Genomic DNA, 15,309 nt, shown 5'->3' with positions numbered 1-15,309 from the left:
TTATCCTCGGTGCAGAATGACGTCGATGACGAAGCGGCTGCCGCTGTATGAAAGCAGCACGAAGGCGAAGCCCGCCAGCGTCCAGCGCAGGGCCTGCCGGCCGCGCCAGCCGCGCAGGTGGCGCCCGACGAGCAGGACGGCGAAGGTCAGCCACGACAGCAAAGTGAAGATGGTTTTATGGTCCAGCGGAAACAGCACGCCGGTCAGCCGCTGCGACACGATGGCGCCTGAAATGACGGTAAGCGTCAAAATGGAGAAACTGATCCAGATCAGGCGGAACAGCAGGCGTTCCTGCACCAGCAGCGGGGGAATGGCGTCGAGCGCGCGGCTGAGCGACCCGCGTTCGCCCGCCTGCTCGACCGGCCGATGCAGGTAGCGGTCGAGCGCGGCCATCAGCAAGGACTGCAGGGCGGCGACGGTGGTCAGGCCATACGCGGTAAGGGCGATCAGCAGGTGGATGCGCAGCCATTCGTCGGCCGCGTTGCTGACCAGATGGCCGTGGTGAAACACAGCGGCCACGGCGCTGACGAGGGCCGCGGCCGGGAGTAAAATCAGCAATAGCCCATCGATGCGCATGACCAGGCTCTCGAGCCAGAATACGATCATGCCCAGCCACAGTGCGGCCGACAGGGCCAGGGCCCAGCCCAGGTACAGATGGCTGGCGCTTTGCAAAATGGCCATGTACAGCCCCGCGCCGTGCAGCACGATGGCGCCCAGCAGGCAGCTGCGCCGCACGCTTCCCACCTTGGTCTGCGGATCTCCGCCCTTCAGCGGCTGCCACAGCGAGACGGCCAACAGGCCATAAGCCAGCGCGGCGAGCGAGTGAAATACAATGCCAGCAGACATAGATCCGTTAAATCCCGAAGGGGCGTTGAGGCATAATGCCAGGTTGCCCCCGTATTTTAGTGCGTTAGCGTAACCGTTTCTTATTTCGGTTATTTCGACCAGCTAGTTTAAGCGAAAGATTGCCATGCTCGAAAACCTGACCCAGCGCATGTCCCGCGTCGTCAAGACCATACGCGGCGAGGCGCGCCTTACCGAGGCCAACACGCAAGAAATGCTGCGCGAAGTGCGCATGGCCCTATTGGAAGCCGACGTGGCGCTGCCCGTGGTGCGCGACTTCATCGCCCGCGTCAAGGAAAAGGCGCTGGGCCAGGATGTGGTCGGCAGCCTCAACCCCGGCCAGGCCCTGGTCGGAGTGGTGCACAAAGAGCTCACGGCCCTCATGGGCGGCGACCTGGGCGCCGAGGCGGGCGAGCTCTCGCTGGCCACCCAGCCGCCTGCGGTGATTCTGATGGCCGGCCTGCAGGGGGCGGGTAAAACCACCACCACCGGCAAGCTGGCCAAGTGGCTGGTCGAGGGCGGACACGTGCAGCAGGGCCGCAAGTCCGGCAAGAAGAAAGTGCTGGTGGTCAGCGCCGACGTCTACCGCCCGGCCGCCATCGAGCAGTTGAAGACCGTGGCCGCCCAGGCCCATGTCGATTTCCTGCCGTCCGACCCCTCGCAAAAGCCCGAAGCCATTGCCACGGGCGCGCTCGACCATGCCAAGCGCCATCACTACGACGTGCTCATCGTGGACACGGCCGGCCGCCTGGGCATAGACGAAGCCATGATGCGCGAGATCCGCGCCTTGCACGATCTGCTGCGCCCCATCGAGACGCTGTTCGTGGTCGATGCCATGCAGGGCCAGGATGCCGTCAACACGGCCAAGGCCTTTGCCGACGCCCTGCCGCTCACCGGCGTGGTGCTCACCAAGCTGGACGGCGACGCCCGCGGCGGCGCGGCCCTGTCGGTGCGGCACGTGACGGGCAAGCCCCTGAAGTTCGTGGGCATGTCCGAGAAACTCGACGGCCTGGAGCCCTTCCACCCCGAACGCATGGCCCAGCGCGTTCTGGGCATGGGCGACATCGTCTCCCTGGTGGAGCAGGCGCAGAAGAACATCGACATCGCCGAGGCCCAGAAGCTGGCCACCAAGATCAAGTCGGGCAACCGCTTCGATCTCAACGATTTCCGCGAGCAGCTTCAGCAGGTCAAGAAAATGGGCGACATGGGCTCCATGCTCGAGAAGCTGCCGGCCCAGTTTGCCCAGGCGGCCTCGCAATTGCAGGGCGGCCAGGCCGAGAAACAGCTGCGCCGCACCGAGGGCATACTCAATTCCATGACGCCCGCCGAGCGCGCCAAGCCCGAGCTGCTGAAGGCCTCGCGCAAGCGGCGCATCGCCGCGGGCGCCGGCGTGCCGGTGCAGGAGGTCAATCGCCTGCTGTCTCAGTTCGAGCAGATGCAGGGCATGATGAAGCAGATGAAAAAGGGCGGCATGGCCAAGATGATGCGCGCCATGGGCGGGCTGAAAGGCTTGGGCGGCGGCGGTGGTGGCGGTTTTGGCGGTTTTCGACGCTAAGTGCCTGGCCCGTCTTTGACTTTCACGGCCGACTTTTGTCGGCCGTTTTTCATCGCTTGAGCCCTTTTAGCCGCCGCCCACGGCGACGACGATTTCTACGACGTCGTCATTGGCCAGCGCCGTGTGCGCGTGCTGGCTCTTGGGAACGATGTCGCCATTGCGTTCCACCGCAATGCGCTTGCCCTCGTAGCCCAGGCTGCGCACCAGGTCGGCCACGCTGCGGTCCTGGTTCAGCGCGTGGGGCTTGCCGTTCAGAGTGATGTTCATGGAGTCCTCCGGAATCAACGGCCTCGCGGCACGAATGGATGTTCAATATATAGAGATGGGGACGGCCGGCGATTTTTCACCGGGCGAACTTGTCGGTGGCGGCGAGCAGTTGAGCCAGTATGCCGGGCTCGTCGAAAGCATGGCCGGCGTCGTCCACCACATGGAACTCCGCCTGGGGCCAGGCGCGGTGCAGCTCCCAGGCCGTGCGCATGGGCGTGCAGGCATCGTAGCGGCCCTGCACGATCACTCCCGGTATGCCGTGCAGCCTGTGCGCGTCCCGCAGCAGCTGGCCTTCTTCCATGAAGCCCTGGTTCACGAAATAATGGTTTTCGATGCGGGCAAACGCCAGCGCCGAGCGGTCGTCGCTATGCGACTGGCTGTGGGCGGGGCTGGGCAGCAGCGTGATGGTGTGGTCTTCCCATTGGCTCCATGCGTGGGCCGCCTGCAGCTGAACCTCGGGGTCGGGCGAGGTCAGCCGCTTGCGGTAGGCCGCCATCAGATCGTGGCGCTCTTCGGGCGGAATCGGCGCCAGATAGCGTTCCCAGACGTCGGGAAACAGCCATGATGCGCCCTCTTGGTAGAACCAGAGCAGCTCTTCGCGCCTGACGGTGAAGATGCCGCGCACGATCAGCGCGCTGACGCGCTGCGGATGCGCTTGCGCATAGGCCAGCGCCAGCGTCGAACCCCACGAGCCGCCAAAGACCAAGGCCTGCTCGGCCTGCAGTATCTCGGTGCGCAGGCGCTCGATGTCGGCCACCAGATGCCAGGTCGTATTGTCCTCCAGGCAGGCGTGAGGCAGCGAGCGGCCGCAGCCGCGCTGGTCGAACAGCAGCACTTTGTAGCGCGACGGGTCGAACAGACGGCGGTGGGCGGGCGAGCAGCCGCTGCCCGGCCCGCCATGCAGGAAGACCGCCGGCTTGCCTTGAGGGTTGCCGCAAAGCTCCCAATAGATCTGATGGCCGTCGCCGGTGTCCAGCAGCCCGTGGCGATAGGGTTCTATAGGCGGATACATCTCAGCCCTTGCGCTTGAAGATCAGGTCCCACACACCGTGGCCCAGCCGCAGCCCGCGATTCTCGAACTTTGTGAGCGGACGGAAATCGGGGCGGGGCGCAAAGCCATCGCTGGTGTTCTCCAGCAGCGACTCGGCGCTCAACACGTCGAGCATCTGATGGGCATAGTGTTCCCAGTCCGTCGCGCAATGGATATAGCCGCCCGGCGCCAGACGGCTGGCCAGCAGCTGCACGAAGGCCGGCTGCACCAGCCGGCGCTTGTGGTGGCGCTTCTTGGGCCACGGGTCGGGAAAATAAATGTGCACCCCGGCCAGCGAATCGGGCGCAATCATGTCCCGCACCACCTCGACCGCATCATGCTGGATGATGCGCACATTCTGCAGCTGCGAGGCCTCGATGCGCTTGAGCAGGGCGCCCACGCCCGAATTGAACACCTCGACGCCCAGGAAATTGTCGCCGGGGCGCGCCAGCGCGATTTTCTCGGTGGTTTCGCCCATGCCGAAGCCGATCTCCAGCACCGTGGGCGCTTCACGGCCGAACACCTGTTCGAACTTCAGCGGCGCGGCGCGGTAGGACACGGCCCACTTGGGCATGAGCAGATCCAGCGCTTCTTGCTGGCCGGCCGTGATGTGGCTGCGCCGATGCACGAAGCTGCGGATATGGCCGAAATCGGCATGCGGCGGCGTGGTCTCGCCTTGCGGGCCGTGGCTGGGTGGGGTGTCGGTGGGGGAGGAGGGCTTGGAATTCATAGGATGAATTGTAGCCATTTGGCGGCCTGGACGACGCCCGGGCCGTTTGCGCGGGGGCGGGAAACAGGCATACAATTCTTTCCTCGCGCATCAGCCGATGCGAGCGTAGTTTAATGGTAAAACTAAAGCTTCCCAAGCTTTCGTCGTGGGTTCGATTCCCATCGCTCGCTCCAGAATCCAAGCAAGGCCCAGGCTTCGGTCTGGGCCTTTTGTAGCTCAGCCGCCAATGTTGCTCTGCCTGGCCATCAAGCGTTCCAGCGCATGATCGACAAGGCCCGGCCACTCGCCCGGCGCAATGTCGCTGTATCCGCCATGTCCTCCGGTGGCGCTGGAAATCACGAAATCGGGCTCCAGCGTCCGCAGCGTTTCCAGGCTTTTTACATAGGCATCGAAATCGCTATTGCCGAGGAAGGCCGCCTCCAGCACCTTGTTCCCGCTGAACCACAAGGTATCCCCGGTGAACAGATAGCGCTTGCCGTGGGGCGGGCTCACGTAGAAGCAGGTGCTTCCGGGGCTGTGTCCGGGCGTCGGGATGACCTCGATGTTGCCCAGGTGCATTTCGCGCCGCTCGAACAGGATGGTTGGACGGCGGAACCTGGAGAATTCCTCCAGTTCGCGGACATGCCCGCCGAGGTCTGCGCCGAAGCGCTCCGCCACCGTGTTCAGACTATCGCCCAATTCGTCACGATGGCTGAGGTACTGGCGGGCCACGCCACCCAGAGCAGCCATGCGCTCGATTTCATCGATGTGGCTCGTGTTGTAGAACAGGACATTGCCATCGTCGCGCAGCAGCAGATAGGCATGGGTATAGAGGCCCGCGGCAGGGTTTTCGACTTCGGTTTCCCAGATGTCCGGCTGTATCTGTTTCATCACATTCCTCCCGTGCAGAATGGTTGATAACTTCGATAAGCACAGTATGGCGCCTGGTGAAGGGAAGAAAAAGTGCTATAAATTTGTCATCAATGATCTAAGATCTAGAGCATGCTTCCGCGCCGTCTTCATAGATCACCGCATGCAGTGCGGTGATCTGCATTTATGCCTTCTTCTCCTGATTCCGACGATTTTTATCGCTTGAGCGTGCCCCTGTTGCTGACAGTGGCGCTATTGGGCGTGTTTGCCTTCATCCAGGTGTATTCGGTGCAGTCGATCCTGCCCGAATTGCAGCGCGACCTGAACGCTTCCGTGGTAGAGGTCGGTAACGCCGTGGGGATGACGGTGCTGGCGGTGGCGCTGATCTCGCCCTTCATCGGAATGCTGTCCGACGCTTTGGGGCGCAAATGGTTGATCGTCCTGTCGGTATTTGCGCTGGCCATACCCACCGCATTGATGACGCAAGTGCAGTCGGTGCACGGGCTGCTGGTACTGCGGTTCCTGCAGGGCTTGGCCGTGCCGGGCGTGTCGGTGGTGGCCATCGCCTATGTCGGCGAAGAATTCCGTGGCGCCGCGATGGTGCGGCTGATCACGGGATATGTGACCGGCTCTGTGCTGGGCGGGTTCATGGGCCGCTTCCTGATGGGACACCTGGCCGAGTTCATCTCCTGGCGCACGGCCTTTGGCGTGATGGCGGTGATCAATCTGGTGGGCGCCTGGCTGGTGTGGCGCGGGCTGCCGCCCTCGCGTCATTTTGTGGCCAATAAGCGGGTTGCCGACAGCCTGGCGACGCTGGGCCGTCTGGTGCGCAACCCGGCCCTGCACGTGGCCTGCTCGCTGGGCTTTACGGTGCTGTTTGCGCTGGTCGGGCTGTTCACCTTCATCAACCTGCGCCTGGCGGCGGAGCCCTATCATTTCAATTCAGGCCATCTCGCCAATATCTTCAGCGTCTACCTGCTGGGAGTGGTGGTCACGCCGCTGGCGGGGCAGGTGATCCCGCGCATCGGGGCACGCCGCACGGTGCTGGCGGCCGTGATCGTGTCGGCATTGGGCGTGCTGGGCACGCTGGCGACGCCGGCCTGGATGATCGTGCTGGCGCTGGCCGTGGCGGCCTGCGGTGTGTTCGTGACCCAGTCCGCCACGATGAGCTTCATCGCCCATCGGGTGACAAGTGGCCGCTCTCTGGCCAGCGGCTTGTACTATGGGGCGTACTACTGCGGCGGTTTCGCGGGCGCCTGGGGCGGCGGTATCGCCTATACGCTGGGGGGATGGCACGCTACCGTGACCACGCTGATCGCAGTGCAGGCGCTGGGGTGGCTGATCGCCTGGCGCTTCATGCCCGGCCTGGCGGCGCCGCTTGGGGCCGGTGAGTCTCCCTCGCGGCCAGTATGACTAGCATGCAAGTCGATCTTTTCGGAGATGCTGCGCCCCAGCCTCCGGGCAAGCCCGAGGCCAATGCGCATTCGTCCCGCTCTGCCAGCCAAGGCACGGCCAAAGTGCATCCCGCTTCCGCCGGGGAGGCCTGGAGCGAGCTGGCGCAGCAGCTTCCAACTCAGTTGCGGTTCGGTGTCTCTACCTGGTCCTACCCGGGCTGGGAAGGTCTCGTCTGGGACGGCGAATACGATTCCAGCACGCTGTCGAAGCACGGCCTCGAGGCCTACCATCGGCATCCGCTGCTGCGTACGGTTTGCGTGGACCGCAGCTTCTGGCGTCCGCTGACGGTAAGCCAATATGCCGCTTATGCGGGCCAGGTCGATGACGACTTCCGTTTCGTCGTCAAATGTCCGGCCAGCATCACCGACGCCCAGGTGCGTGGCGACGAAGGCAAGGCGCGCGAGCCCAACCCGGGCTTTCTCGATCCGCAACTGGCCATCGAACACTTTGTGCAGCCGACGCTCGAAGGCTTGGGCGCCAAGCTCGGCGTTCTCGTATTTCAACTGAGCCCGCTGCCCTGGGGCTTGCTCAGCCACCCCGCGTCGCTGCTGGACAAGCTGGGCCGCATGCTGGCGGCCGTCCGGCAAGCCTTGTACGCGCACGCCGCCGTGATCGTCGCGGTGGAAGTCCGTGATCCCGAACTACTGTGCCAGGCGCTGGTCGACACACTCAAGGCGCATGGCGCCACCTTCTGCCTGGGCTTGCATGGCAAGATGCCGCCGATCGAGGCGCAGCTGCCCATGCTGCGCGCGCTATGGCCGGGCCCGCTGGTATGCCGATGGAACCTGAATCGCATCTTCGGCGCCTACGGCTACGCCGACGCGCAGCGGAAGCACGCTCCGTTCAATGCCATACTCAGCGAAGATCCGCACACGTGCGCCGTGCTTGTGCGCACCATCCGCGGCATCACGGGCACGGGACAGCCGGCCTACGTGACTATCAGCAACGATGCCGAAGGCTGCGCGCCGCTCTCCATTCAGAAGCTCGCCCGGGCCATTGCCGCGTAGGCCTACGGAACGATTGAAAGACCAAGGCGGGCACGGCTCCCATGCAGCAGCAGGCGATTTAGCGCAAGGCATTCAAGCTGCGCCCCGTACTTGCGGGCTACCGCCTCGCTTACGGTATTGCCGCTGGCAATCACGATCTCCACCCGCTGATATCGGCTTCATGACCCCTTCATGGCCGATTGAAAGCTGTCGCGCGGCGGCAAGGCCTCCGTCTTTGTCCGTTCGGCGATACGCCGTCGATTCAACTCTATCGCATCCTTTGACGGCTCCCAGTCCTTCCAGAAGGCGTCCGGTATATCGGGGAACTGATGGCGCTCGACTCCCTGAAATGAAGGCTTGTAGCCTCGACGCTTCATCTCCCTGACCAAGTCTGCATGCCGCCTGGCCAGGTAGGCCAGCCGGGTATAGAAAAACAGCAGATGGCCTTTGCCGAGTGTGTAGGCATCGGGCTGCGTGAATGGCCCGCGTGCTGCGGCTTTCCGGGCCAGCGCGAACACCCTGGGCAATTCGCGATACTCCGCAACCAGATGCGGTCCACTCAGTTCCTGCACGGGCACGCAATTGATTCGGGTCATGAGCTCTCTCTTCGGGACAAGCCATGATATCGCGTTGAGGTGCGAACGTACTGCTTTGACGCACGCTGCCTTTCGATGTCATTTCATCGAAGAAATAGCCCGTTTCATCGAAAAAATCTTGTTTCATAAAAAGTAGGGCGGCAGACTGCACGGGAATTCTCCACATTGCCTGTCGCCGTGCGCCCCGTTTACCGGAAAGGCGTCCGGAGCCCGCACACGGTGTGCGCGGTTCGCAAGCGGCAGGCCAAGCAAAAAGAAGCCTGTCGATCATGAAAGCACATACTGACCATCGCACTGGAACGGTTGCACTTCCCCGGCCACACATTTTGCGCCTGGCCGTGATATCGGCCCTGGGCATGTATGCCGCGACATCGGCCAACAGCGCACACGCAAGCTGCAATACGAGCGGTGACGCACACTTGGCTTACCAAGTGTGCCAGGGCGCCGATGGCAAGGACGGAAGCTCGAGCGAAAAGAAAGGCAAGGACGGCGAAAGCTTTATCTACAATGAGACCGGAGCCCTGACGGCCGACGCCAGCAGCAGTTTAAGCTACCCGGTAACCGGCAATGTGCCCGGGGTGCTCATGCTGTACAGCCGTGGCGGCAAGGGGGTTGACGAAGGCGCCGGGGGCAAGGGCGGGACAATAAGCCTTTCGAATCGGGGCAGCATTGCGCTGGAGGGCACGACGAACGCAGGCTACTTTCAAAGCCTGATCGCCGTGACGTCCATCGGCGGCAATGGCGACGACTACAACGACAACTACAAGTCCAGCGGGGGCGCCGGCGGGGAAGGCCAGACGCTGACCATTACCAACAGCGGCAATTTGTCCATCAGCGGCACGGTGCAGCCTTACAAGATGTCGGGCAGCACCCGAAGCAATGTACCCATGTTCGGCATCAGCGCGGTAAGCGGCGGCGGAACGGGCGGAGACCAGAACGATGGGGTCGTGGGCGACCAGGTGGGCGGCGCAGGCGGCGACGGCGGCGCGATCGAGCTGACGAACAGCGGTTCGATTTCGCTGGGCAGCAGTGCAAGCCGGCTTACCGGCTACGCCCGGGGCGCGGGCATTCATGCCGAGTCTTATGGTGGCATGGGCGGCACTGACAATGGCGGCGCGGGCGACACCGGTCAGGTCGTTGTCACCAATACAGGCGACATCGATATTGCCTGGACCGCGCAGGACGGCACGGATGTCTATGGCATTCATGCCATCAGTGGCGCCGGGGACGGCCGCAAGTCCAACGATGACAGCAACCCCGGAGGTCGTGGCGGCTTCGGCGGCGCAGTCGGGGTTTCGTCCAGCAGCGCTATCTCGGTGGATCTGAGCGGCACGTTCACGGGCGAGGGGGCGGGCATTGCCGCATTGAGCCGGGGCGGCAAGGGCGGCGAGGGCCCCCCACAGGAAAGCACCGGGGGCCGGGGCGGTATCGGCAACTACGTTTCCGTGCATTTGCAAGGTGAGAACTCTCGTATCTCGACCCGAGGCAACACCCTGTATGGCATCCTGGCGCAAAGCCTCGGAGGCCAGGGCGGCGACGGTGGCAACGGCGCGGCGTTGGCGGGCCAAGGGGGCGGCGCGGGCCTTGGCGGAAGCGCCAGCAACGTTGAGGTGGCCACCGACGGCGGCAGCTCCATAGACACCACGGGCCATTTTTCGACGGGCATCATGGCGCAGTCCATAGGCGGGGGCGGCGGCACCGGCGGTACCTTCGTCTCGGTGCTGGCCGGCCAGGCGGGCAACGGCGGCAGCGGCGGCGATGCCGGAAACGTCACCGTGGACGCCGGCGGCTCGATCGAGACAGGGGGTGACCATGCCCACGGCGTGCTGGCCCAATCCATTGCGGGCAGCGGCGGCGCGGGAGGAGTCGATGTCAGCGGCGTCGTGGCCCTGGGCGGCGACGGCGCGGGCGGCGGTACGGCGGGCGGTGTCAGCGTGCATCAGTCGGGCGATGTTTCAACCGCCGGCTATGCAGCGCACGGTGTGCTGGCCCAGTCCATCGGCGGCGGGGGCGGCGCATCGGGCAGCGCCATCGGTGCGCTCAGCGTCGGCGGCAGCGCAGAGGGTACGACCGGTTCAAAAGGGGGAAGCGTGACCGTCAGCAACCGGGGCGGCAAAATTCAAACGGCCGGCGACGCCTCGATAGGCATCATGGCGCAATCCATCGGCGGCGGCGGTGGAAGCGGCGGCGACAGCAAGGGCATTATCGGCGTGGGCGGCGACGGCGCCGCGGGTGGCGAAGGCGGGCGTGTCGTGCTGCAAGACCTCGGCACCATTTCGACATCGGGCCGGTTCAGTCCGGGCGTGCTGGCGCAATCCATCGGCGGGGGCGGCGGCAATGGCGGGGACACCTTCACCGCGTCGGTCGGCGCGTCGCTTGCCATTGGCGGTAGTGGGTCCGGCGGCGGCAACGGCGGGTCACTGTGCCTGGGCAATGCGGGTGCCTGCGGGGAAGCTTCCCCCGGCCCCATGTACCTGACTACGCACGGCGATTATTCGCCGGGCATTGTTGCCCAGAACATTGGCGGCGGGGGCGGCAACGGCGGCAGCGCAACCAGCGCTACGCTTGAGTCGCTCGTATCGCTGCAGCTTGGTGGCAGCGGTGCAAAAGGCGGGCATGCGGGTACCGATGGCACTGCAATCCACTATACCGACTTGAACATTCGCACCGGCGGCTCGCATGCAACGGGCATACTGGCCCAATCCATTGGCGGAGGCGGGGGAAATGGGGGCGACGCGTCCCGCTTCGACGCGAGCGTCGGCCTGAGTTCCGCCGTGGTGCTGGGCGGCAGCGGCGGTGCCGGCGGGTCGGGGGCCAAGTCGCGGGTGGTGCTGAACCGCTCGCAAATTGCCACGGGCATGGACTACAAGACGGCGGATGCCGGTACCTATGCGCCCAATGATTCGTTTGGCATCCTGGCGCAAAGCATAGGCGGAGGCGGGGGCAATGGCGGAAGCGCAAGCGCCAGCAACCTGGTCATTGCCGTACCTACCGGAGCGGAAACGCCTCCCATCTCTTTCAGCTTCCAGACGGCAGTGGGCGGCCAGGGCGGAGACGGCGGGCACGCCTGCGCGTCGGGTGATGCTTCATGCGTGACCGAGATTTCATTGCTCGAAGGCACGTCGGTGACGACGCTGGGCGACGGCTCCCATGCCGCGGTGGCCCAGTCCATTGGCGGTGGCGGCGGCAACGGCGGCGACGCCTCGGTATTGTCGACGGGTATCAGCTACGGTGATTCCATTTCGGGCAAGATCGGCATGGCGCTGGGTGGCAGCGCGGGCAACGCCTCGCACGGCGGCAAGGTGCTGGTGCACTTGGGAACCGACAGCACGCAGTATGTTGATTTGCCGTCCAGCATCGACTTGCCGCTGAACCTGGATGATGAATCAAGCGTCCTGGCGCCCCAATCAACCATACGTACTTACGGTGATTTCGCCAATGGCGTGCTGGCCCAATCCGTAGGCGGTGGCGGCGGCAACGGCGGCGTCGGCAGCAGCAACTCCTATTCGGCCGGAGGCATGGTCGAGGTCGACTTGAACATCGGCTTGGGCGGGCTGGGTGGCGGTGGCGGCAATGGCGGAGAGGTCGATGTCTATTTGGGACCGACATATACGATACACACTTTGGGCTCGGGATCGCGCGGCATCCTGGCGCAATCCATAGGCGGCGGTGGCGGAACATCGCAGGGCGGCACCATGAGCATGGGCGCCTCGATCGAAGGACTCGGCGGGAAACTGACGCTGGGCGTGGGCCAGGCCGGCGGCTCGGGCGGCAAGGGGGGCTACGTCAAGGCCGACATTGATGGGGCGATTCGAACCCAGGGCGGCGATGCCGATGGCGTTCTGCTGCAATCCATAGGCGGGGGCGGCGGACTGGCGGGCTCTATCGGCGCGGACTCGTCTTCAAACCCCATTCTCGACCGCATCGGCAAGGCCCGGAACACCATTGCCCGCGTGGCGGATGATGGCAGCCAGGGTTATGGCTTCGAGGTCGACATAGGCGGCCGTGGCGGTACCGGCGGCGCGGGAGGGCAGATCGACATTGATTTTGGCGGCAAGATCGCTACCGAGGGCGACTGGGCCGACGGCCTGGTGGCGCAATCCATCGGCGGCGGCGGCGGAGCGGGGGGCTCTTCCAGCGCGTCGGGCAGCTCCAAGTCTGCCCAGATCAATATCGCCGTGGGCGGAGCGGGCGGTACGGCCGGCAATGGCGGGCCCGTCTATGCCTACTTTGACGGCGCCCACTACAATTACATCGGCACCGAGGGCTACAACGCCTACGGTGTGTTGCTGCAGTCCATAGGTGGTGGCGGCGGCCAGGGCGGAGACGGCTCCGACATGGCGCACGGCGACATCTACGTCGGCGGTGGAATGGGCGGCGGCGGCGGGGCCAGTGGATCGGGCGGCGACATCCGTACGAGCGGCACGGATTCATGGCTTAGAGTCCAGACCTTCGGATCCGACGCGCCGGCCTTTGCGGCGCAGTCGATCGGCGGCGGTGGCGGCATCGGTGGCGCGGGCAACAGCGATTCGGCATCCCGTTCCGACGATACCCATGAAGTGGCTCTGTCGGTGGGCGGTCATGGCGGCTCGGGCAACCATGGCGGCACGATAGGGTTGCAGCTTGGAATCAGCTCGTCGACCCAAGGAGACCGTGCTTACGGCTTCCTGGCTCAGTCCATCGGCGGCGGCGGCGGGGTGGGCACCGCCGGCAAGGCCGGCAATCTTGCCAGCGTCGGCCTGGGTGGCCGTGGCGGAGCGGGCGGCGACGGCGGCACCGTGAGCCTCACCTTCAACCCGGGCAGCAACATCGACACCTCAGGTAAGGGTTCGCACGCTGTTGTGGCGCAGTCCATCGGCGGCGGCGGCGGTATCGCCGGCGACAGCTCGCTGAACCTGGGGCTTGGCTCTGACGGCTGGCTGGTGCCCGCCGGAGAAAGCGGCGGCAACGGCAATGGCGGTAGCGTCAGCATCAAGTCGCAGGGCAGCATCACCACCTCCGGGGCCAATGCCTTTGGCATTCTTGCGCAGTCCCTTGGCGGTGGTGGTGGGCTGGGCGGCAATGAAGCGGGTGTCTACGCGGGTTCCACGGGTCATGGAAGCGGCTCGGGCCGCGGTGGCGGCGTGCACCTGGAACACAGGGGCGCCATCCTGGCCAGCGGCAGCGGGGCCAACGGGATATTTGCGCAAAGCACGGGGCCCGACGGCGGGAGCGCCGTCGGCCTGAGCCTGTACGGCAAAGTGCAGGGCGGGTCCGACGACGGGGCCAGCGTGTGGATCGACGACGGCAACTACAACAAGTTCAACATCTACGAGGACGGCGAGGTGCTTCGACCCGAAAGCGGCGTCGGTCTGCGCTACACGGGCAGGGGCACGACAGAGGCGGGCTATGTCCTTGACGTCGACCTGAGCGGACACGGCACGATAGGCGGCAACATCTTGTGCCAGAACGCCAGCGGCTCGGGTGCCGGCGGCACCGACAAGCCCTGCCGGGTCGAGTCGGGCGGCCAGACGGTGATGAAGGAAGCCACGCTGTACCAGGCCGACATCCGCAACGGCGGCCTGCTGGAGATCGGCCGCACAGGCAAGTTCGATACGCTGACGGTCGAGGGCGACTACGAGCAGAAGTCAACAGGCGTCCTGCGGGCCGACATGGATTTCGGCGGGATGCGCACCGACCGCATGATGGTGAAGGGCGATGCCAATCTGGACGGCGGCTTCGACCTGGCCGCGATAAGCCTGCTGCCCCGACGCGAGCTGAGCGTACTGGATGTCGAGGGCGCGCTTGCCGGAACCCTGCAAGCCATCGATTCGCCCATATTCGATTTCCATATGCGCCGGCAAGGCAAGTCGCACCGTGTCAGCGTGAAAGGAGCCGACTTCAACGCCAACGGTCTGGATCTCGAAGGCAATCATCAGGGGGTTGCGCAGCATCTGCAATATGTTTGGGACCAGGGGGGCACGTTGGCTCTGGGGCCGCTGTTTGCGGCGCTGAACACCGCGGCCAAGAGCGGGGCGGGTACGTACCGCGAGCGCCTTACCGACCTGGCGCCCGGTGCAGCCCTGGCGCCGGCCGGCCAGATGGCGGCCGGCATGGTCAACTTCATGGGCGCCATGATGTCGTGCCCAGTCATGGAAGGGACAGGCACCCTGGGCCGCGAACACGACTGCCTGTGGGGGCAGATAAGCCGCCGCAACACCGATCATGATGGGGGCAATGGTTCTCCCGGATTCTCGTTCGACAGCACCGTGCTTCAATTCGGCGGGCAGTGGCAATATAAGCCGAACTGGTTTGTGGGCGGGTCGATGGCCTATCAGGACAGCAGCCTGAAGGGCGACAGCGGACGCGTCAGCGGCAATGGCGACTCGGGCTATGCAGGCCTCGTGCTCAAGCATCAGGATGGGCCGTGGGTGTATTCGGGATCGATCGCCGGCGGCTATGGCTCGTATCGCATGAACCGCGGCATGGAGATCATCGGCTACGACCGTAACGTGCACAGCAGCCCCGACGTCTACAGCGTAGGAGCCAAGCTTCGCGCGGCGCGCCATTTCGAGCTGGCCGAAAAGCTTTATCTGAAGCCTTATGCCGATCTTGACGCGTTCTACACGCGCATGCCGGGCTATAGCGAGTCGGGCGGCCCGCTGGGCCTGGACGTGGACAGCAGCGATCAATTCGTCGTGGGCCTGTCGCCCATGCTGGAGTTCGGCGGGCGCGTCGATTTTTCGGACGGCACGGTCATGCGGCCCTATGCTTATGCCGGCGCATCGTTCCTGAGCAAGGATGCCTGGACGACGAGCGCACGCCTGGCGGGCGCTCCTGCGGGAAGCGCCTCGATCAGCACCTCTTTGCCCGGCGATAATGTCGTGGGACGCTTCGGGTTGGGCGTGCAGCTGAATACAGGTAAAGGGCTGGATTTCCGGCTGCAATATGACGGCGAGGCCTCCAGCAAGGTCACCAGCCATGCGGCACAATTGAAGATGATGTACCGCTTTTGACGG

Annotated in this window: 10 protein-coding genes and 1 tRNA gene; 5 read left to right on the top strand and 6 right to left on the bottom strand. The window is 64.8% G+C overall.

Annotated features, from left to right (window positions below; all coding sequences use genetic code 11):
* Nucleotides 1-846 (bottom strand): cytochrome C assembly family protein, encoded by an 846-nt coding sequence (locus CSC67_RS00745; protein WP_118992607.1) that lies wholly within the window; start codon nucleotides 844-846, stop codon nucleotides 1-3.
* A gap of 124 nt (nucleotides 847-970) precedes the next feature.
* On the opposite strand from CSC67_RS00745, the gene ffh reads away from it, so the two are divergent.
* Complete coding sequence (gene ffh, locus CSC67_RS00740; protein WP_118992606.1) at nucleotides 971-2,398, top strand: signal recognition particle protein; 1,428 nt, start codon at nucleotides 971-973, stop codon at nucleotides 2,396-2,398.
* Nucleotides 2,399-2,464: 66 nt separating this feature from the next.
* Here the strand turns inward: ffh and thiS are convergent, their stop codons facing one another.
* The 3 genes from thiS to trmB all read right to left on the bottom strand — a co-directional run bounded on the left by thiS (nucleotide 2,465) and on the right by trmB (nucleotide 4,425).
* Entirely contained in the window at nucleotides 2,465-2,665 is a 201-nt protein-coding gene (gene thiS, locus CSC67_RS00735; RefSeq protein WP_118992605.1) for a sulfur carrier protein ThiS, read from the bottom strand.
* 76 nt (nucleotides 2,666-2,741) lie between these two features.
* Nucleotides 2,742-3,677 (bottom strand): prolyl aminopeptidase, encoded by a 936-nt coding sequence (gene pip, locus CSC67_RS00730; RefSeq protein WP_118992604.1) that lies wholly within the window; start codon nucleotides 3,675-3,677, stop codon nucleotides 2,742-2,744.
* Nucleotide 3,678: 1 nt separating this feature from the next.
* Nucleotides 3,679-4,425: a tRNA (guanosine(46)-N7)-methyltransferase TrmB gene (trmB, locus tag CSC67_RS00725; protein WP_118992603.1), complete on the bottom strand. Its 747-nt coding sequence runs from the start codon at nucleotides 4,423-4,425 to the stop codon at nucleotides 3,679-3,681.
* A 99-nt stretch (nucleotides 4,426-4,524) separates the two neighbouring features.
* Here trmB and CSC67_RS00720 point away from each other — a divergent pair.
* Nucleotides 4,525-4,598: transfer RNA gene (locus CSC67_RS00720), tRNA-Gly, on the top strand.
* Nucleotides 4,599-4,641: 43 nt separating this feature from the next.
* Here CSC67_RS00720 and CSC67_RS00715 read toward each other — a convergent pair.
* Nucleotides 4,642-5,295 carry an MBL fold metallo-hydrolase gene (locus tag CSC67_RS00715; protein WP_118992602.1) on the bottom strand — a complete coding sequence of 218 codons (654 nt, stop codon included), beginning with the start codon at nucleotides 5,293-5,295 and terminating at the stop codon, nucleotides 4,642-4,644.
* A 165-nt stretch (nucleotides 5,296-5,460) separates the two neighbouring features.
* Between CSC67_RS00715 and CSC67_RS00710 the strand changes: the two genes are divergently transcribed.
* Both CSC67_RS00710 and CSC67_RS00705 read left to right on the top strand, forming a co-directional pair.
* Entirely contained in the window at nucleotides 5,461-6,687 is a 1,227-nt protein-coding gene (locus CSC67_RS00710; RefSeq protein ID WP_118992601.1) for an MFS transporter, read from the top strand.
* A gap of 5 nt (nucleotides 6,688-6,692) precedes the next feature.
* Nucleotides 6,693-7,736, top strand: a complete 1,044-nt coding sequence (locus CSC67_RS00705) for a DUF72 domain-containing protein (protein ID WP_425337623.1) — start codon at nucleotides 6,693-6,695, stop codon at nucleotides 7,734-7,736.
* A 158-nt stretch (nucleotides 7,737-7,894) separates the two neighbouring features.
* On the opposite strand, the gene CSC67_RS00695 is transcribed toward CSC67_RS00705, so the two are convergent.
* The gene (locus CSC67_RS00695; protein ID WP_118992599.1) at nucleotides 7,895-8,311 is read right to left on the bottom strand and encodes a pyrimidine dimer DNA glycosylase/endonuclease V; all 417 of its coding nucleotides are present in this window, start codon (nucleotides 8,309-8,311) and stop codon (nucleotides 7,895-7,897) included.
* Nucleotides 8,312-8,730: 419 nt separating this feature from the next.
* On the opposite strand from CSC67_RS00695, the gene CSC67_RS00690 reads away from it, so the two are divergent.
* Nucleotides 8,731-15,306 carry an autotransporter outer membrane beta-barrel domain-containing protein gene (locus CSC67_RS00690; protein WP_167752700.1) on the top strand — a complete coding sequence of 2,192 codons (6,576 nt, stop codon included), beginning with the start codon at nucleotides 8,731-8,733 and terminating at the stop codon, nucleotides 15,304-15,306.
* The last annotated feature ends 3 nt before the right edge of the window (nucleotides 15,307-15,309 follow it).

Source organism: Pusillimonas caeni (assembly GCF_003545815.1).
Lineage (GTDB): Bacteria > Pseudomonadota > Gammaproteobacteria > Burkholderiales > Burkholderiaceae_B > Pusillimonas > Pusillimonas caeni.
Note: the sequence above shows the minus strand (reverse complement) of the source record. Positions and strands in the feature narration are given on the sequence as shown.